Source organism: Pleurocapsa sp. CCALA 161 (genome assembly GCF_003003995.1).
Classification (GTDB): Bacteria; Cyanobacteriota; Cyanobacteriia; order Cyanobacteriales; family Xenococcaceae; genus Waterburya.
In genome coordinates, this window is sequence record NZ_PVWF01000050.1 from 20,082 (window position 1) to 38,445 (window position 18,364).

General features: G+C 39.9%; 17 protein-coding genes. 10 read left to right on the forward strand and 7 right to left on the reverse strand.

Annotation, left to right across the window (positions count from 1 at the left end; translation table 11 throughout):
* Positions 1-92: 92 nt before the first annotated feature.
* Complete coding sequence (locus tag C7B62_RS13425; protein WP_106236978.1) at positions 93-2,135, reverse strand: DICT sensory domain-containing protein; 2,043 nt, start codon at positions 2,133-2,135, stop codon at positions 93-95.
* Positions 2,136-2,375: 240 nt separating this feature from the next.
* Here C7B62_RS13425 and C7B62_RS13430 point away from each other — a divergent pair, with 240 nt between their 5' ends.
* The 4 genes from C7B62_RS13430 (at position 2,376) to C7B62_RS13445 (ending at position 5,380) form a co-directional block, all read left to right on the forward strand.
* Complete coding sequence (locus C7B62_RS13430) at positions 2,376-3,230, forward strand: M23 family metallopeptidase (RefSeq protein ID WP_106236980.1); 855 nt, start codon at positions 2,376-2,378, stop codon at positions 3,228-3,230.
* A gap of 155 nt (positions 3,231-3,385) precedes the next feature.
* Complete coding sequence (locus C7B62_RS13435; RefSeq protein WP_106236983.1) at positions 3,386-3,934, forward strand: late competence development ComFB family protein; 549 nt, start codon at positions 3,386-3,388, stop codon at positions 3,932-3,934.
* 111 nt (positions 3,935-4,045) lie between these two features.
* On the forward strand, positions 4,046-4,702 hold the full coding sequence (locus C7B62_RS13440) for a sigma-70 family RNA polymerase sigma factor (protein WP_106236986.1): 657 nt from the start codon (positions 4,046-4,048) through the stop codon (positions 4,700-4,702).
* Positions 4,703-4,849: 147 nt separating this feature from the next.
* Complete coding sequence (locus C7B62_RS13445; protein WP_106236988.1) at positions 4,850-5,380, forward strand: anti-sigma factor; 531 nt, start codon at positions 4,850-4,852, stop codon at positions 5,378-5,380.
* Positions 5,381-5,390: 10 nt separating this feature from the next.
* Here C7B62_RS13445 and C7B62_RS13450 read toward each other — a convergent pair whose 3' ends face one another.
* The gene (locus C7B62_RS13450; RefSeq protein WP_106236990.1) at positions 5,391-5,987 is read right to left on the reverse strand and encodes a hypothetical protein; all 597 of its coding nucleotides are present in this window, start codon (positions 5,985-5,987) and stop codon (positions 5,391-5,393) included.
* Positions 5,988-6,507: 520 nt separating this feature from the next.
* Here C7B62_RS13450 and C7B62_RS13455 point away from each other — a divergent pair.
* Positions 6,508-7,224 carry a heme oxygenase (biliverdin-producing) gene (locus C7B62_RS13455; RefSeq protein ID WP_106236993.1) on the forward strand — a complete coding sequence of 239 codons (717 nt, stop codon included), beginning with the start codon at positions 6,508-6,510 and terminating at the stop codon, positions 7,222-7,224.
* A gap of 261 nt (positions 7,225-7,485) precedes the next feature.
* Here the strand turns inward: C7B62_RS13455 and C7B62_RS13460 are convergent, their stop codons facing one another.
* Both C7B62_RS13460 and C7B62_RS13465 read right to left on the reverse strand, forming a co-directional pair.
* Positions 7,486-7,719, reverse strand: coding sequence for a photosystem II protein, Psb35-related (locus C7B62_RS13460; protein ID WP_106236995.1), 234 nt, complete (start codon positions 7,717-7,719; stop codon positions 7,486-7,488).
* 193 nt (positions 7,720-7,912) lie between these two features.
* The gene (locus C7B62_RS13465; protein WP_106236998.1) at positions 7,913-8,818 is read right to left on the reverse strand and encodes an ROK family protein; all 906 of its coding nucleotides are present in this window, start codon (positions 8,816-8,818) and stop codon (positions 7,913-7,915) included.
* Between the two features lie 141 nt (positions 8,819-8,959).
* Between C7B62_RS13465 and C7B62_RS13470 the strand changes: the two genes are divergently transcribed.
* Positions 8,960-9,760, forward strand: coding sequence for a DUF975 domain-containing protein (locus tag C7B62_RS13470; RefSeq protein ID WP_106237001.1), 801 nt, complete (start codon positions 8,960-8,962; stop codon positions 9,758-9,760).
* Between the two features lie 25 nt (positions 9,761-9,785).
* On the opposite strand, the gene C7B62_RS13475 is transcribed toward C7B62_RS13470, so the two are convergent.
* Together C7B62_RS13475 and hslO are read right to left on the reverse strand one after the other, a co-directional pair.
* On the reverse strand, positions 9,786-11,828 hold the full coding sequence (locus tag C7B62_RS13475) for a chromosome segregation ATPase (protein ID WP_106237003.1): 2,043 nt from the start codon (positions 11,826-11,828) through the stop codon (positions 9,786-9,788).
* A gap of 281 nt (positions 11,829-12,109) precedes the next feature.
* Positions 12,110-13,003, reverse strand: coding sequence for an Hsp33 family molecular chaperone HslO (gene hslO / locus C7B62_RS13480; protein WP_106237005.1), 894 nt, complete (start codon positions 13,001-13,003; stop codon positions 12,110-12,112).
* A gap of 296 nt (positions 13,004-13,299) precedes the next feature.
* On the opposite strand from hslO, the gene C7B62_RS13485 reads away from it, so the two are divergent.
* The 4 genes from C7B62_RS13485 (at position 13,300) to C7B62_RS13500 (ending at position 16,708) form a co-directional block, all read left to right on the forward strand.
* Entirely contained in the window at positions 13,300-14,412 is a 1,113-nt protein-coding gene (locus C7B62_RS13485; protein WP_106237008.1) for a hypothetical protein, read from the forward strand.
* Positions 14,409-15,476, forward strand: a complete 1,068-nt coding sequence (locus C7B62_RS13490; protein ID WP_233219951.1) for a glycosyltransferase family 4 protein — start codon at positions 14,409-14,411, stop codon at positions 15,474-15,476. Before C7B62_RS13485 ends, C7B62_RS13490 begins: the two co-directional genes overlap by 4 nt.
* 58 nt (positions 15,477-15,534) lie before the next feature.
* On the forward strand, positions 15,535-15,723 hold the full coding sequence (locus C7B62_RS13495; protein WP_106237010.1) for a CPXCG motif-containing cysteine-rich protein: 189 nt from the start codon (positions 15,535-15,537) through the stop codon (positions 15,721-15,723).
* Positions 15,724-15,901: 178 nt separating this feature from the next.
* Positions 15,902-16,708 carry an EI24 domain-containing protein gene (locus C7B62_RS13500; RefSeq protein ID WP_199194187.1) on the forward strand — a complete coding sequence of 269 codons (807 nt, stop codon included), beginning with the start codon at positions 15,902-15,904 and terminating at the stop codon, positions 16,706-16,708.
* Between the two features lie 71 nt (positions 16,709-16,779).
* Here C7B62_RS13500 and cls read toward each other — a convergent pair whose 3' ends face one another.
* On the reverse strand, positions 16,780-18,249 hold the full coding sequence (gene cls / locus C7B62_RS13505) for a cardiolipin synthase (protein ID WP_106237013.1): 1,470 nt from the start codon (positions 18,247-18,249) through the stop codon (positions 16,780-16,782).
* Between the last annotated feature and the right edge of the window lie 115 nt (positions 18,250-18,364).

Here is an 18,364-nt window from a genome sequence, read left to right on the forward strand (position 1 = left end):
GGACAATATAATCACTGTGTCAAAAACTGTAACAGTTTGTAGCAGCGAGAACTCGCAGCACTCAAAATCATTTTGAGTGCTGCGAGTTAATTCTATTGCTTTTGCTTACTTTTTTGGATGCTCTTTTGATATTTGGCAGAAAGAGAATTTTTGGGTGGTGATTTGTGTTTGCTTGCTTTAAGGGGGATAGTAAAGTGAAAGATGCTGCCTTGGTCTTTGCCTGGGGATTCTGCCCAGATTTCGCCCCCCCAGTTTTTTACCACCTGGCGACAAATTGCCAAACCTAACCCTGTTCCTCCCGCACTACGGCGTAAAGCTCCTTCTTCTTGATAGAAACGATCAAAAACAGTTTCTAAGCTGCCCGTCTCAATCCCTCTTCCCGTATCGGCAACAGTTACTTCTAGAGTTTTTCCCCCACCAGCTTTAACGGCGATCGCAATTGTGCCGTCAGCTTGAGTAAATTTGCAGGCATTATCTAGTAGCTTGGCTAATACTTCTACTAGCCATTCACCGTCAATCTCAATCAGAGGAAGATCTTCAGGGGAAGTGAAGTTTTTTATTTGGGGCATGGACTGTTCTAATTTACGCGCCTTAACGTTACTGATTGCCAAGTCAATACATTCGCTAATCGATAAAGTTTCGATATTCCATTCCACTCCACCTCCTTCTAGCCGAGAGAGAGTCAGGAAATCTTGCACTAAGTTACGCATTCTTTCGGCATCTTTAAGAGCGGTATCCAGCATAATCTGACTCAATTCCGATGCCATATCTGGTTCGCTAGCCAGACTTTCCAAACACACTTGGATTGTAGACAGGGGAGTACGCAGCTCATGCCCGACGATCGCTACTAAATTGGAACGAGTGCGGTCTAAAGCTTCTAGCTGTTCGTTAAGGTTTTCCAAGTCAGCATAGGCTTCTGCTTGAATCAGTGCCACCCCAACCTGAGTAGCGATCGCATCTACCAGGGCAATATCGTCTGGTTTCCAAGCAATTGGCTCATTAGCACAATGATGAAGTTCCATTACGCCTAATAACTTACCCTGGTAAAAAATTGGCACTAGTAGACAGGAGGACATAGAATAATTTTGAATTAAATTCTCAAAAAACTCTCCTGTGCCTCGCTCCCAAGCTACTGTGGTCAGACGCTCATCTTCAAAAGTGTTATCAACCCTCACTGTTTCGGTAGTGGCGATCGCTTCTTCAAATAAGGGATTATTAGCTAACTGCCACTTTTGTCCTTTAACCGACTTAATTCCCGGACTAGTAAATTCTCGGTCAATAGTAGCTACCGCGTCATTTTCATGACAACGATAGATAATACAGCGACAGACTTCGATCCCCTCTCCGAGTTTTTGTACCGCTACCTGCAAAATTTGCTTAGTATTGAGCGATCGCCTCACGGCATCAGTCACCGAATTTAACAGTTGTTCTTTTTGCTGCTTAACTGCCAAAGATTTATTGGCCTTAAGTAATTTATATTGGCTAGCCTGAAGATAAGTTACTAGCCTTTGCACAAAGGGATCGGGGTTGGCTAGAGGAGAATCAATTTGAACTGTAGGCTGAGTTATTGATGAATCGGTGATATATAAATCATGGGCTTGAGCAATTTTATCGGCTAATTCTGGTCGATATAGAGCAATCCTGGACAGCATTATTTTGCCAGCCTTCATCGTTACAAAGCGATCAAAGGTCCAGATGCCTTCAAAGCGACGATTCGTATCCATTGCCGAGACGTATTTATTATCAGTGGCAGGAACATTCCGCTCACGGCAAATTAAGCAGCTAGCATAGTGCTGTCCAATAATCACCAAATGCCACTCTTGAGCCAGGGCATCATCAGGTCGAAAGGCAATGGTTTCATAGTCCCCAGAGCCGTTACTAAAGTCTGTTTCTGGGGCAGCTAAAACATATACTTGAGAGGACTTTTGGGCAATCCGCCGATAACGATGAGATTCTTGACGATAAAAACGCTCTCTTTGAAAGCTAGCAATTACTAGAGGCGTATCAAAATCATTTAATACCAGATCCTCCATCGCATGAGACAGGGCGGTTAAGGAAGACTTAAAGTACATTTGCGGTCGCCAGCCTGTGCAATTATCAAGCAACTGCTGCACCACAGATTTAGAAATACTCATCTATAAAATTTTTAGTTAAAAACCACTCCCGCAAAAATCATGCTAGCTCCCTTAATCTCAAGAGAGGAAGATGGGCGACGGAAACTGCCCTATTTCAATATCCTACAAAAAACTTGTTACCTTGCTACTATTGGCAATCATAATTCGCAACAATCGAGATAATTTGGCAAAAGCTGATATAAACTCTAAATTAAATCAATATTTGTCATTAAGCGCCTCCACCAATCATCAAGATTAAGTATGTTTGATCGTTTTCGACCCACCCTGACAGGAATTGCTGCCACTCTACTCTGGGCGATCGCTTCCCCTTCTAAAGCTTTAGAGGTCAAGATTTCTCCGCCAACACCTCAGTTAGGAGACACGATTTCAGTATTGGTCAAGACCGATGATCCCAGTAGTACACCAACTGTCAAAGTTAATCAACAGGAGCAGCCTGTATTTAAAAACAACGATCAATATCGCGCTTTTATTCCGACTTCACCCCTTAATTCTCCTGGAAAAATGACGGTAGAAGTGGAAGGGGATAATACCACCAGCAATATTGGAGTTTGGTTGAAAAACAGAGTTTTTCCCGTACAGCGAATCACCCTAACTGGCAGTGCTGCTCGTCCAGCAACTCAGCTAGAGTTAGATCGGGTGGCAGCATTTAAAAATTTAGTTACTCCGCAAAAATTTTGGCAAGGAGCTTTTATTCGCCCTAATGCCAGTCGCATTTCGACAGGATTTGGTGTTCGTCGTTACTACAATAATGTCTTTGCCGAAGATTATTATCATAAAGGAGTTGACTATGCTGGAGGTTATGGCTCACCTATAGTTGCTCCTGCCGCAGGTCAAGTTCGCCTCGTTGGTCGAGAAGATGAAGGCTTTCACGTTCACGGTAATGTGATTGGCATCGATCACGGACAGGGAGTACTGAGTATCTTTATGCATCTTCAAGATATTGAAGTTACAGAAGGAGCAATGGTTAAGGCAGGACAGCGTATTGGCACAATTGGTGATACTGGAGCTTCCGCAGGGCCCCACTTACATTGGGGTTTGTATGTTAATCAGGTGTCAGTAGATCCTGTACCCTGGCGGTTTGGGGCGATAGACTAGAACTGCTGATTTTCAAGACTTATTACTGTCACTACTACGTTCAGGAAATGAGATTTTTAGCCAAACTATTGTTCCGATTCAGGAAAATAGAGATTAAGATAGTGCGAAGGATGAGCTAGATTTGCATTTATCTATACAATATCTAAATTTTAATCATGGGAATTAATTCAATCGTTGAACAAGCTTTACGGGATGGCTTTCTTACCCCTAGCATGGAAGCTGAGGTAGGCAAAATTTGTGATACGGCAGCAGAGTTATCAGTAGACGAATACATGGCTTTGGATAAACTCATGGGTTTCCTGCTTACAGGAGAAGTGGTAGCTATGCCTCGTAAACAGTTTATTAACGTCATGGAAGAATTGGTTCTCAGTGAAGCCATCACCCGTGTAGCAGAAATTGAACAAACCAGTGATTCTTCTCTAGATGTAGGGGATATTGCTGCCTATGCTCTTAATCGTTTACCCCCTTTGTATGCCACTACCGAAGAAGGGGCTAGCTATCAGCGTCAAAGAGCCAGACAAGAGCTACAAAATCTAATTCAAAAACAGGTTGCTGAAGCGATCGCTCGCTATTTAGATCGACCAGAATTTTTTCCTGAAAGACAGGCAATTAGCAATAAAAACGATTCTAAAGTGGCAAGTCAACTCAGCAGTTTATTAAAAGACTATGCTCCTAGCTATGAACAAAATAGCAATTTACCCTAATTTTTTGCTCGCGATCTAGGATCGCCGAATCAATTCCCTGGGAACTTTTATAGTTATTTTTTAGTCTAGAAACCACATCTAGAAAGTCTATACTGAGGTTAGTTAAGTAGTATGAGTCTATCTCTTTCTGCATCCTGGTCAAAAGCTAAGATGAGCAATCAAAGCTTAGTGTCTCCTGAAAAACTTTCTAATTACGAGCTTATTGTTTTTTGCCAAGCAGATGCCCAGCCAGATAAGGCAGCTTTTGCGGAATTGCTGAGAAGATACCAGTCTCATCTCAATCGACTGTTTTATCATTTAGCTCCAGATTGGCAAGAACGAGCCGATTTAGCCCAAGAAGTCTGGATTCGAGTCTATCGCAATCTCTACCGTTTACAAGAACCTGCTAAATTTCGTGGCTGGTTAAGTCGCATTGCCACTAATCTTTTTTACGATGAGTTACGCAAGCGCAAGCGAGTAAATCCTCCCTTGTCTTTAGACGCACCTCGATATATTGACGATGGGGAGATGAGTTGGGAACTTCCTGATGATGCCCCTAGCCCCAGCGACGATCTGGCAACTCAAGAGTTTTACGAGCATTTGCGGACAGCAATATCTCAACTTCCTGAAACTTTTAGAACGACAATTGTATTGCGAGAAATTGAAGGGCTGCCTTATGAAGAAATTGCCGAAATGACAGGAGTATCTTTAGGAACAGTAAAATCCAGAATTGCTAGGGCTAGATTAAAACTTCAATCAGTATTGCAAAAATATCTTGATGAAGAGTAGATTAGTAAATATAAGCGGATGACAAATAGTTTCAATAAAATCAATTCAATCAAATTGAATTTGAATTTTGGGCTGTTTATCAATTAAAGATACTGTTGATTCAGTTAAATATTATTTTTCACATTTTTTGATAGCGGTGATGCCAAAATGACATCCAAATTTGAAGATTTAAAACCTGGTAATATGGTTAGCCTCAACCACCTGGAATTACCTAGCGATAGTTTTGAGCTACTTAGTGCTTATCTTGATGGGGAGCTATCGCCAACCCAAAGACATCAAGTACAAACCTGGATTGATCGAGATCCTCAAATCAAAACCCTTTATACCGAACTATTGGCTTTACAGAGCCAGATACATAATTTAGAAGCACCTCCTAACCAAAAAACAGTAGGAGAAATTACAGAGCAAGTATTTCAATCTCTTGATCGTCAGCGTCGTCAACGCAGACTGGTGCTGGGGGGAAGCGCGATCGCGGCATCTTGTTTGGCTACTATAACCAGCCTGATTATAGGAATTATGCCTTCAGGTTTAAAAGTGGCTCACTCTCCCAGCTCAAGGGAAAATTTATCTGATAGCGTCATGTTGGCTGTAGCTTTAAACAAGCCCGCCATTAACATTCCCAAGTCGGTTAACGGTTACAAGATGGAACAGTCACCCTCTCTAAGAAATAAGATTTAGCTATTAGCTATTATTTCAATTCCAGCATCACAAAAGGTGGCATTAGAGATTTTGCGGGGTTACAGATCGTTATTTGCTCAAAATCTGCATAATTCAAATCAAAACTAGCGCTGTTCAAACTATTATTATTTACTCGCTCAAGACTGTAATTGATCGGCAAATCTGTAGGTAAATTACTTCGATTATTCGCCTGGGCAGAATCTTGTGTGCAGGCAGAAGAGGCAGAAATTTGTGGTTCAAACACAATCTCATTGTTATTTGACATGACAGAAGAATAATAGCGATCGCTATCCATACCGACAAAATAAGTCATCTTCCCCGCCTTGGCCAGAAAAATATTGCCTCGAACTAAAGCTTCAGCAGGAACTAGTAAATTATCATTAGCATCTAGTTTAGATTGACGATAATAATAAAATTTTTTACCCACCTGGCAAATGTTTATGTGGTGATTCTCTGTTTCAAAACTATATACGTTTTGATAAGTAGTGTTAAGATTGCGACATTCAGCTCTTGTGACTATACTGTCGGCAACATCAGATGATTGTCCACTCCAAAAAGAGGAGGTTATCAGTAATAGTAGCGTATTTTGTTTACACCAATTAATCATGACAAAGCTAAGTTTTGAGACAAAAAATTGTCTTAATATTTATTAAAGAATCAAACAAATATTCTGACTTGTTCTCAACATTATCAAGATAAGAATAGTCAGTCGTTAGTTTTATTTATATTTCTCTAGTTTAAACTCAAACAGTTAAGAGTTAGACAAGACCACAGTATACGGTCACAATATTAAGTAGCTAGGTGAAATTAAATATAAAATAACGAATTCTTATTTTTCTCCCCTATCTCCACTACTCCACTACCTCACATAAGTCTTTAAATTAATTATGCCTAGCTACTTATGCAGGAGCAGTTAACTACTAGTTCGATTCGCACTGAAGAATTAATTAGTTTGATTCATCCCTAAGAATCCCACCTAAAGGCTTTTAGTAAACGAGTGCCCTAAACGTAAAAATTCTTAATAGCAATTGCCATTAATTCAGTTTACGCTAACAAACTAGGTAGTTTTTGAATCTTTGGCTACAAAATAAAATCGGTACATCAATCATAAAAATAAGGAATTTAGTATGAGCGTTAATTTAGCCACAATGTTGCGCGAAGGGACAAAAAAGTCTCACACCATGGCAGAAAACGTTGGTTTTGTTAAATGTTTTCTCAAAGGAGTAGTTGAAAAGAAGTCTTATCGCAAGCTGGTGACCAGTCTTTATTTCGTCTATTCAGCAATGGAAGAAGAAATGGAGCGACTAAAAGACCATCCTGTATTGTCTAAAATTTATTTTCCCGAGCTAAACCGTAAACAAAGTTTAGAACAAGATTTACATTTTTATTACGGTGCTAACTGGCGCGAACAAGCAAAAAATACTCAGGCAGGTAAAGCCTATGTGGCGCGCATTCGCGAAATAGCTCAAACAGAACCCGAATTACTTGTGGCTCATTGCTATACTCGTTACTTGGGTGACTTATCTGGTGGGCAAATTCTGAAGAAGATTTCTCAAAGAGCGATGAATCTTACCGATGGTGAGGGGACAGCTTTTTATGAGTTTGAGGGTATTGCTGATGAAAAAGCTTTTAAAAATAACTATCGCGCAGCCATGGATGAGCTACCCATCGATCAGGCTACAGCAGAAAAAATTGTTGATGAAGCTAATGCAGCTTTTGGCAAAAACATGGAATTGTTCCAGGAACTTGAAGGTAACTTGGTTAAAGCGATTGGCGTGATGCTGTTTAATACTTTAACTCGTCGTCGTACTCGTGGCAGCACAGAATTGGCTACTGCTGAGTAAGTGAGTAATAAATGGGCGCAAATCAAGTTTAAAGTGCTTGAATCACTTGATTTATAGTTATAGGTAAAACTAGAGATATCAAAGCTAGTTGCTGCACTGGGGATTTAAGCTATACAGAGATTAATAACAATAAAAACAATCCTGAAAGTTGGGTTGCGGTTATGGCTAGGTTTTAAACTTAACTTAATCGCTGGTTGACTCTCAGGATTGTCTGCTATTGAGGAGAATTATTTCAGTTTAAAGTTTAAGAAATTTTATTTTTTAAACTTTAGTTAGATTATTACTGGTGTAGGTATCCAAAGAAAAAGCAGGGATGCGATTGCCGTGATCGGTGTCTTGTCCTGTAAAGGATTTAGCCAATAGTTCGAAGGATTCAGATTTTAGGTTGCGCTCGTGAATTGGCTTTGTTTGTTCGCCGCGAAAATAAGCTTGAGTACCAATTATTGCTGCTGCCGTCCAGCCAATCAAGATTACTGCAATTAATAAGGTTGTCATAACTGACCTCTACTCGTGTAAGTTTTGTTTCTGTATGTAAATTAATGTAACAAAAACTTGATTTATAAACAAGATGCAATTGTTGCGGTTTCACCTAATATTGGTAGTGAAAACCGTAATCTCAATCCAAACTAGAACGGGCGATCGCTTGCAGACCACTAAAGATAAGTATTGATCATCATAAAATTGAAGTTCATAACGAGATTCGTTGTTCCGTAATCTCGTTCCAAATCAGTTTAACCGCACCCAACATACCTGCTTGATTACCCAACTGAGCAGGAAGTAACTTCAAGCCGACACGAGAAGGAGAGACTACTCGTTGCTCGATTTCAGCTAAAGTACTGGGCAGAAAAAATTTACAGCTAGCACCAATACCCCCGCCAATGATGATCGCTTCAGGGGTAAGCACGTAGACGAGGCTAGCCAGTCCTGCTCCCAAAGCCTTCCCATAATCTTGCCAAAATTCAATCGCTGCGGGATCTCCTGCTTGAGCTAATTGTCCCATTTCGGCGGGTTCTTTACCTGTTCGACGCTGAATTGCACCAATAGAAGCATACTGCTCCAATGAGCCTTGATTACCACTGCGACAAGGATAACCATCGGGGTTCAAAGTAATTAAACCCAATTCTCCTGCTGCACCATCGCGACCTGTAAACAATTTGCCGTTGAGGAAAATTCCGCCCCCAACACCAGTTCCCAAAGTCAACAGAATAAAATCTGTAAATGCTCTGGCAGCGCCTAACCAAGCTTCCCCCATAGCAGCGCAGTTAGCATCATTTTCTAACACGGTAGGCAATCCTGTTTGCGCCTCCAGCCAGTCAGCAACGGGAACATCATCCCAGCCAGGGAGATTGATTGATTTTCTGGCAATACGTCGGGTTTTGTCTGTCGGACCAGGCATCCCTAAACCGATCGCCTGACAAGCATGATTTAGATTAAGCTGTTTAACTCCTTGAGCGATCGCCTTGACGACCAGTTGCGGATTGGCTGGTTGCGGAGTGGGAAGAGAAATTGTTGCCAAACAAGTGCCATCCTGTAAGAAACGCCCCAGTTTAATTGCTGTTCCCCCCAAATCTATACCTATTACCTGATCGCTCATTTGCTTCAATAGTTATCTTAAATTAACCTAATAGTTAGTTGTACAGCTTTTTCGGGCAAGATTGAACTATGAAGTATTAGTGCTTAATTATCTGTAATTAGTTGAGCTAGATAAATTGCCTTTAGGAGTTAAAGATTAACTATGAAACCTTTAAGTGTAGGAAATGTTGTCAGCGCTGGATTAAGAATTTATCGTGATAATTTTAAACAGTATTTCAAGTCAGCATTTTTAGGATATTTGTGGATCTTAGTCCCAGTTTATGGCTGGGCTAAATATTCAGCTATGATGGGCATGATTGCGCGTTTAGCATATCAAGAGGTTACCGAACAGCCAGAAACAGCTAGAGATGCACAACGTAATGTCAAGCCCAAAATGTGGGATTTTTTAGTTGCAGGCATCTTAGTTGGTCTAATCTTATTTGTCGCCATAATTCCTTTCTCCATCATTATTGGTCTGGTGGGGGCAATGGCAGGTTTTATTTTTGACCAAAATTCGCCAATTGGCATGGTAGCAGGTGTCTTACTAATTATTGTTGCGTTGCTGTTATTTGTATTTGGCTTGTTATGGCTTATTTCTCGGTTATTCCTGGTAGAGTTGCCTTTGGCGGTAGAAGAAAATGTAACTGCCACAAGTACTATTAAGAGAAGTTGGAACTTAACTAAAGGTTCTGTTGGTCGAATTCAATTAATCGTCTTAATCGGATTTTTGATTAGTTTACCAATTCTGGTAGTAACTAATATAGCCAGCCTAATTTTCCAAACATTGATTGGCGCAGGATTGGAGAATGCCCCCAGTCTTGCAGCTATCGGCACAATATTATACTTACTGCTAGCTTTTGCAGGAGGAGCCTTGATGATTCCTTTCTGGCAAGCAATTAAGGCGGTAATTTATTACGATCTACGCTTACGCCGTGAAGGCATGGATATTGACTTAAGAAAATAAGAACCTAAAAACCTAAATTTTTGGCTTAATTTTCCTCATCTTGTCGATCTTTTTCCAGTTTATCTAGCTTAAAGGTAGGGGGGATCGCTTCTGGCTGAGGTGGATTGAGTCTAATTTGCCAGATCTTAATTTCTTTTTGGGCGGGAATATAGCTATCTGTACCAGAAGGAACTTGTCGGGCGATCGCGATCGCCCTTTCTAGAGAATCATCAGCAGCTTGCCTAGCAATGGCAAGAATTTGCTCCGACCATTCGTTAATATCCTGTATCATCTGAAAACCAACTGAACTATTAGTAGAGCCTTGTCTAGCAGTTCTAATAGCTCTAGCTAGAGCTTCTGGCGTACCCTGACTAGCCAATTCGGTAGCTTCGCGTAGATATCTTTGCCCGTCTATTTCCTGTTGCCAAGTGGCAATTCTGCTTTGAGCTTCGGAGTATAAAGATCTGCCTGAACCAATTCTTTTCGCTGAAGCAATGGCTGCGGGATAGTTATTGGCATTGGCAAAAGACTCCGCTTGATCCAAAATTGGTCGATCTTCAACCCGCTGAATATTAGCTTGCCAAGATCTAACATCTTGTTGAGCTTCATCATATAGAGGGCTGTTGCTAGAAATCAATCTGGCTTCAGCGATCGCTCTGCGCCAAGCATTGACATTATTGCCATAGGACAATTCTCTCGCTCTGCTTAAAATGGGTTGATCTTCAATCGTTTGGATTTGCCCGCGCCAACCAGCTATTTCTTTACGGGCATCACCATAGCGAGGATTGCCACTAGGGATCAATTCTGCTTCGGCGATCGCTTCTTTGAGATTAGGAATCGTCTCTACTCTGGCTAAATCTCTGGCTTTGGACAGATGAACAATATCTTTAGTTTCTAGCTTCCAGCGATTTTGTAGATTTTGACCTAACTGATAATATTCACTGTTCTTGTTTAATTTTTTAATTTCTTCAATTGCTTCTTCCATGCCAAATACCGTATCTAGTTTGGCGCTAGAGCCTGCATTAGCTAATATCTGCCAATCTTGATTACGCTTTTCTAGCTTGAGGCTTTTAGGAACACGCCCTGTTAGCCGAAGTAATTCTTGCCATTCTTGGCGTTCAATTAATTGTTCAATAATAGCAACTAGTTTTTCTTTGGCTTGAGCGATAACTTCTTGAGCCTGTTGATAAGCATAGCTATTTTGCTTAATATTATCTGCTTTATCAATCGCTAGGAGCAAATCATCAATGCTGCCATTAGAAACTTGAGTCTGCGCTTTGGTGATGCTGGCGTTTTCTTCTTGAGCAATGTTGATATGATCGACGCTTTCTTCATATTTGGTCGTTGCCCAGTATTCATTAGAGCTATCTGTCAGACGAACCGCCCAGGTGAATGCACCGTTCCAATCAGCTTCCCGCAGCTTTTGCTCTACCTGTTGATAAATTTTTTCTGCCTCTAACCAAATCGATTTCCACTGCTCAATTTTCGTTTCAACGAGTTTCTTTGCCGAGACATTGCCAGGAATTCTTCGGGCAGTGGCGATCGCTGTATCTAGTTTTCCAGCCTGAAACTGAGCCTCTCCCAATTCTAGAATTGAAGTTGCCCAGCGGTCAATATTGCGGTCAATTTCTGGTCTGAGAGGATGGTCTTTAGGTAAATCTGCCACCAATTTGATAGCTGCAAGTAAACCTTCGAGTTCTTTATCTTCAGCAGCGGATTGAGCGCAGTAGAGACGCACTGAGGCTGAGGCAAACGGCCAAAAGACTTTATTACAGCTTTGGGTCTTTGGTAGTTTAAGCAGCATTGAGGTGGCACTATAGCCAATAGCCCCAGAACACAACACCAGCAGAATACCCCAAATCTGCCAAATCTGCCAAAATGGTTTTCTGGGATGCTTAACTTGAGTAATTGATTGACGAGTCGTAGGCATACGGCTTTGAGAAGTCACTGGAATCAAAACATTCTCAGAAAAATCTGGCAGATCGCTCTTTAAATCCGACCTTAACAGTTTTTCACTCTTTACTTTACGCTCTGAGTCTTTGCCTGTTGCATCTGAGCCAAAGTTTTGTGGTTCTTGATTTATCGCCATAAATTATCTGAGTGTGATGCCAGTAACTTTAGGTTTGATTTACCCATCGTAACGGTTAAATCGTAACTTATCTTATCACCTGATTTTGTTGAGTATATATCGTGAATGCGTCAAGTCAATGAAGTTTTGCTCAAGGACATATCTCTAGCTCTTGAGTCTAAAACCATGAAACCAGTTAATTCGATCATTACAGTTTTTTACACTCAATTTGCAATTAGCTTTTAGATGACCAACCGATTGTAAAGGTAATTTTCTTAAAGTCAAACCTTTTAAGCTAACTTTCATTCGCTTTTTAAGTCAGCAATTAGCTGAGTTAGTTGTGCTTCATCGGCTTGATATACTTCCCCACAAAACTGACAAATTGCTTCTGCGCCTTCATCTTTTTCAATCATGTCCTGTAGCTCTGCTGTTCCCAACATTTTAAGTGCGCCTAATACTCTTTTCCAAGAACAGCCACAATAAAAACTGACGGGATAAGATTCAGGAAAGATAAATAATTCTAAATCTCCCAATAATTCTCGCATCATTTCTTCTAGACTTTTACCCGCCTGCAACAACGGCGTAAATCCAGATAATTGAGATACACGAGACTCCAATAGCTCAACTAAAGACTGATCTCTGGCTGCTTTAGGCATAATTTGCAGTAATATACCACCTGCTGCGGTAACGCCCATATCACCGACGAATACTCCTACTAGAAGGGCAGAAGGAGTTTGTTCAGAAGTTACTAAATAGTTGGCTACATCTTCTCCTACTTCACCAGAAACCAGATTCACGGTACTGGAGTAAGGTTGTCCATAACCCACATCCCGAACTACGTGCAGATAGCCATTGTAACCCACTGCTTTGCCCACATCCAGCTTGCCTTGATCGTTTGGCGGTAGCTCTACGCTCGGATGTTGAACATAGCCCCGTACCGTACCATCCAATCCTGCATCAGCTAAAATTGTTCCTAATGGACCATCTCCTTTAACGTGAATATTGACCCTAGAATTCTCTTTCTTCATGCTTGAGGCTAATAATAGCCCTGATGCCATCGATCTGCCTAAAGCTGCGGTAGCAACGTAGGAGAGTTTATGTCTGCGTCTAGCTTCTTCGGTGAGGTTAGTTGTGATTACGCCAACTGCTCTAATTCCTCCATCGGCTGCCACGGCTCTAATTAATTTATCTGTCATTGGAATTAAATAGGATTAAATATTGTTGCTATGCAAGCTACAGATTATGCTAACGCGAGGACTAGGCTTTTTTCAAATTTAGGTCTAATAGTCAATTGTCAACGTTTTTTTACCACAATAATTATTAATCCTAAGACCCAAATTCTTGCTTTTTTATCTAGTTATTAAAAAAGATTTAGTTGATTATCTATCAATGCTAAAATATTGATTTAATAAGTATTTGCTATATTATTAAATTAAAATGCTAGTACTTTTTAAATTAAATAAAACTTACTATCTGTAGTTAAACATAGTTTATGATTCGCGATCGCCTTGCTTTGATGATTATTTATTTTATCTTATCTAGTTTTAATACTGGGGATAGTTGGGCAGCAAACTTAAACTTATCTAAAACAAATATTATTAGCGAAAAAACCCCACTTCAGCCAACATTTATTGACCTTAAAAAAAATAGTTATGAGCTTAAATCTACCAAAATTGACGATCTCTGGTCAAAACCAAAGCTAAAAAAAGCTAATAGTCCTGAGCGATCGTTGAATTCAAACCCAATATCGCAAGTCGATCGCTTTTGGGCTTTAGGAGCAATGACTCTAATCTCGGCAATTGCTCTGTTTTTAATCTGGATTTTATTTAGTAAGCCCAAGCAAAAATATAAGGCTGTTACAAACTTACCTCCTGTCAACAAGGCACATAACTGTAGTAAAGTTACGGTATCTTACCAAACATTAGCAATTGAGTCTGATCCTCGCCAAAATGATCGGCAAGATGTAGCTATAACCAAACCTGTTCTAAATATAGCTCTTGACAATTCCTTGGCAGTAGAAAAATCAACCGTCAAGAATAAAGTAAATCAAGCAAATTCCCTTGCTAATATTGACAAGCTTCAGCAATTTATCAATACTTTACGGGCGATAGATAACTGTCACGAGCCAGTATCAGCTCAAACTGAACTTAAACGTCAAGCAATTTGGCACTTAGCCAAGGTGGAAAATTATTACAGTGTTGAACCGTTACTAAAAGTCATGCCTCAAGTGGGAGTATTGGCTCAAAATCTGATTCTTGAAGCAGTCATGCAAATTAATCAGCACAGTTATCAGTCAATTAATAACCAGCTATTTGTTGCTCTCCACCATGAAAATCCTGAAGTTAGATTAAAAGCGCTGCGGGACTTGAGAAATTTATATCAATTTGTTTCGCCAATAATTACCAAAATAGCGCAAATGCAGTCAGACCAAGACTATGAAGTAAGTCAGAGCGCCATTTTGATCTTGCGACAGCTTAATGCCAACCCTCTACCTACGTTTTATGATGATTCTCAGGCTGAAGTCGATAATTTAGTTGTTAAAGAAAGCGAAGAGAATCTTGATTTAGCTGCTTATTTGTTAGCCGAGTTGGATACTGAAAAATGATCTTAAAAATTCTTTTTTTATCTACTTCAGTTGGCTCTTTAGGCTCAGGACAAGGAGGCGGAGTTGAATTAACGGTAAAAAATTTGGCGCAAGAGTTGACTAATCGCGGTCATCAGCTAGAAGTCGTCGCCCCTCAAGCATCTTGGTTAACTAACATTTTAGTAACTACCATCCAGGGGAATCTACAAGTTCCTGTTCAGACTCAAAACAGAGATGTTCCCATCTGTATCCCCGACAATTCAGTCTTGGCGAATATGTGGGAATATGCCAGACAAGTACAGACTAAATACGATCTGATCGTTAATTTTGCCTTTGACTGGCTGCCTTTTTATCTCACGCCTTTTTTTACTACTTCTATTGCTCACTTTATTAGTATGGGTTCAATGACTGATGCTAGCGATCGCATGATGCAGCAAATCATCGAGCAGTATCCTGGTACTTTTGGCGTTTATACTCAATCTCAGGCTGATACTTTTCCTTTTGCCCATCAGTGCGAAATTCTCGGTAGTGCTATTGATCTATCTCTTTATCAATTTAATCATCATCCTAGTACAAGCCTAGCCTGGTTAGGACGTATTGCTCCCGAAAAAGCTTTAGAAGATGCAGTCAAGGCAGTTAGTTTGACAGGCACACCTTTAAAGATTATGGGTAGAATTGAGGATCGAGATTACTGGGAAAAGATCTGTAATGATTTTCCCGAAGCACCAATAGAATATCTAGGCTTTTTAGACACTAATCAATTACAGCAGGAATTAGGCAAATGTCGTGCTTTACTGATGACTCCCCGTTGGGTTGAAGCTTTTGGCAATGTGGCGATTGAAGCTTTAGCTTGCGGTGTACCAATTATTGCCTATCGTCGTGGTGGTCCTTCAGAGATCGTGCGAGATGGGAAGACAGGTTTTTTAGTTGAGCCAGATAATGTGTCAGAACTAGCCAGCGCTATTAATAAAATAGCTCAGATTGATCGCCTTGCCTGTCGGCAACAGGCAGAAACAGAGTACTCTTTGACAGCTTTAGGCGATCGCTTTGAAGCTTGGTTTAATCAAATAATTGATGCTAAATAACCATGAGTGTAAAATTTAATCTTTAGCTCAATTTTTTGTTAAACTTACTTAATTAATTATGCAAGCAACTGCCGAATATATCTGCGCTTTTTGTGGCGAATCTAACGGTACCTTTGTCGATCTTAGTGCTGGGATGCAACAGTCTTATACTGAAGATTGCCAAGTATGCTGTCGTCCCAATGTTCTATATATTTATTGTGACGAGGATACTCTAGAAATTGAGATTCAAAGTGACTATCAAGAATAAACAATTAGATGCTTAGAGCAAACAAGAATTAATAAATAATAAAATTAATGATTTCCAGAAGTTTTTAATTGAATAGACTACGCTGTTTATTAACTAGCTCCTAGCTTTTAGCTCTTTAAAGTTTAACTCACGTATTATACTCAACTAAAAAGCGCAGTAATTGATTATCTCAATCTAAATGTTAAAAAACATAGCAAAAATTCTCGGAGGATTTGGGACGCTTAATGGGGCAACTTATCCTTTTCGCGCTCTAATTACTTTTATACAAAATCCTAGCTTAATTAAATATATTGTTATTCCTATTTTAGTTAACATCATAGTTGCGATCGCCCTTTATAGCGGCTTACTCTACTTTGGTTGGCAAATTGTTGATAATATTCAAGGAGATGTAACTACCTGGTTAAATCAATTGATGGCTAGTTTACCTCAATGGCTAAGTTTTTTAGGCTACGTAGCTCCAGGCTTAATCGCGATTTTACGCTTTGTTTTAGTGATCGTTCTTTTAATTGCCACGGGCTTTCTGTTGACTCAATTTGGCGTACTTTTGGGCGCACCTTGGTATGGTCAACTATCAGAGCAATTAGAAAAATATCGCACAGGAAAAGTAGAACTAATTGAACTAAATATAGTTAGCGATTTAGGTAGGGCAGTTTTATACGAGTTTAAAAAGCTAGTTTTAATTGCTTTAATTGGCATCCCGCTAGTATTAATTAATTTCTTTCCAGGAGTAGGTACAATTATTTCCAGTATTGGTTCACTAATTCTAACAACAACAATTGTTTGTTTAGATTTTATCGATTCTTGCCTAGAAAGAAGACGATTGAAATTTCGTCAAAAGCTTAAAATAGTGTTTAAAAATTTACCTGCTAGCGGTAGTTTTGGCTTGGTATGTTTAGCATTAATTAGTATTCCTTTTGTCAATTTAGTCACAATTCCTCTCTGTGTCGCTTCAGGAACACTATTTATTTGCGATCGCCAATTTTAAAAGCTTATAGCTTATAGCCACAGCCCCGTGCTATTGCCACGGATTAACGTTTTTAACCCAAACTGAGGTTATTAAAGTATTGGTGCTGACAAACGAGACACCTCAGCCGATAGCCTAAACCAAAAAGGTTTGTGTTGATATTTTTCTAGGTTAACCAGACGCGAAGCGTTCAGATCATCTATGAGCATTTTCTCGACGCTTTCAACTAAATCGGGAGAAGTTGTGCTTCGTTGGCGATCGCATTTAACTGCAAAAATCATCACTTCAAAGTTTAAAAAGAAAGAGCGATTATCAAGATTGGTTGTCCCCACACCTGCCAGTTGGCGATCGCATAAAATAATCTTTTGGTGCATAAATCCCGAACGGTAACGATATAGCTTGATTCCTACCTGCTGTAATTCGGCATAGTAGGAAAAAGAACAGAGATAAACGAGTAAATGGTCGGGTTTATCGGGTAGAATAATTCGCACATCCACACCCTTTAAAGCAGCTAGCTTTAAAGCATTGAGTGTTGAATCATCAGGGACAAAATAAGGACTGGCGATCCACAACCTCTCTTGGGCTAAATTGATTAAATTAAGGAAAAATAGAGTGCAAACGTCCAAGGGATCGGCAGGTCCAGTTGCTAGTACAAATGCAGTTTGATTATCGCGATGGTTTTTTGATACTGACCAAGACACTTCAAGATATTCTTTGGTTGCCCAATACCAATCTCTCAAAAATGTTCTTTGCAAAGATTTAACGTTCGTACCTTCAATTTTCAGGTGAGTATCTCGCCAACTGCCAAAATGAGGATCTTTACCTAAGTATTCATCACCAATGTTTAAACCACCCACAAAGCCTGTATGACCATCAACTACTAGGATCTTACGATGATTACGAAAGTTTAGTTGAAAGCGATTGCCTTTGCCTTTGCTGCTACGGAAACTGCTAACTGCTATCCCATTTTGGCGCAAAGAGTTTAGATAGGTGCGGTTTAATTTGCGTGAGCCTAGAGCATCATAAATTAGATAAATTCTTACGCCTGCTTGAGCCTTAGTAATTAAAGCATCTTTGAACTTATTACCAATTTCATCATCGTGAATAATATAAGATTGCAGCAAAATATAATCTTGGGCTTGGGCGATCGCCTTTAACATTTGAGAGAAAGTTTGCTTGCCATCAATCAACAATTTAATGGCATTATTATTTGTAAAAGCCAGGTCATCAATATTAGTAACTAGCTTCTCTACAGCAGCTAATTGAGCGGGTAATTCCGCTTTAAATTCTGATATTTCATCGTAGGCATAATGCATTGATTCCTGATGCTGAAGATAAACTCTGCGCATAGCCTTGCTATAGCCTCGGAATCTAGTCTTCCCCAAAATCCAATATAAGGGAATAGCTAGCCAGGGAAAGGTAACCAACGAAATTGCCCAGGCGATCGCGCCTCTAGAAGAGCGGACATTCATGACCGCGTGAGCAGCATTAGCAATTCCGACAATGTGAACTACTAATGACACTATGCCGTAGATGGAGAGAAAGTTAATTGTAATTGGCATCTTATATTTAAGTTACTTACCTTAGAATATAGAGAAAACGTATCAACTTTGATTAGAGTAAAGGAATATAAAGCTTTAATCTTGACAAAGAGCGCGATCGCCTGATAACCATAGG

Excerpts from the sequence above, each read along its gene's own strand:
- C7B62_RS13425 (WP_106236978.1), bottom strand. The coding sequence starts at position 2,135 with ATGAGTATTTCTAAATCTGTGGTGCAGCAGTTGCTTGATAATTGCACA.
- C7B62_RS13430 (WP_106236980.1), top strand. The coding sequence starts at position 2,376 with ATGTTTGATCGTTTTCGACCCACCCTGACAGGAATTGCTGCCACTCTA.
- C7B62_RS13435 (WP_106236983.1), top strand. The coding sequence starts at position 3,386 with ATGGGAATTAATTCAATCGTTGAACAAGCTTTACGGGATGGCTTTCTT.
- C7B62_RS13440 (WP_106236986.1), top strand. The coding sequence starts at position 4,046 with ATGAGTCTATCTCTTTCTGCATCCTGGTCAAAAGCTAAGATGAGCAAT.
- C7B62_RS13445 (WP_106236988.1), top strand. The coding sequence starts at position 4,850 with ATGACATCCAAATTTGAAGATTTAAAACCTGGTAATATGGTTAGCCTC.
- C7B62_RS13450 (WP_106236990.1), bottom strand. The coding sequence starts at position 5,987 with ATGATTAATTGGTGTAAACAAAATACGCTACTATTACTGATAACCTCC.
- C7B62_RS13455 (WP_106236993.1), top strand. The coding sequence starts at position 6,508 with ATGAGCGTTAATTTAGCCACAATGTTGCGCGAAGGGACAAAAAAGTCT.
- C7B62_RS13460 (WP_106236995.1), bottom strand. The coding sequence starts at position 7,719 with ATGACAACCTTATTAATTGCAGTAATCTTGATTGGCTGGACGGCAGCA.
- C7B62_RS13465 (WP_106236998.1), bottom strand. The coding sequence starts at position 8,818 with ATGAGCGATCAGGTAATAGGTATAGATTTGGGGGGAACAGCAATTAAA.
- C7B62_RS13470 (WP_106237001.1), top strand. The coding sequence starts at position 8,960 with ATGAAACCTTTAAGTGTAGGAAATGTTGTCAGCGCTGGATTAAGAATT.
- C7B62_RS13475 (WP_106237003.1), bottom strand. The coding sequence starts at position 11,828 with ATGGCGATAAATCAAGAACCACAAAACTTTGGCTCAGATGCAACAGGC.
- hslO (WP_106237005.1), bottom strand. The coding sequence starts at position 13,003 with ATGACAGATAAATTAATTAGAGCCGTGGCAGCCGATGGAGGAATTAGA.
- C7B62_RS13485 (WP_106237008.1), top strand. The coding sequence starts at position 13,300 with ATGATTCGCGATCGCCTTGCTTTGATGATTATTTATTTTATCTTATCT.
- C7B62_RS13490 (WP_233219951.1), top strand. The coding sequence starts at position 14,409 with ATGATCTTAAAAATTCTTTTTTTATCTACTTCAGTTGGCTCTTTAGGC.
- C7B62_RS13495 (WP_106237010.1), top strand. The coding sequence starts at position 15,535 with ATGCAAGCAACTGCCGAATATATCTGCGCTTTTTGTGGCGAATCTAAC.
- C7B62_RS13500 (WP_199194187.1), top strand. The coding sequence starts at position 15,902 with ATGTTAAAAAACATAGCAAAAATTCTCGGAGGATTTGGGACGCTTAAT.
- cls (WP_106237013.1), bottom strand. The coding sequence starts at position 18,249 with ATGCCAATTACAATTAACTTTCTCTCCATCTACGGCATAGTGTCATTA.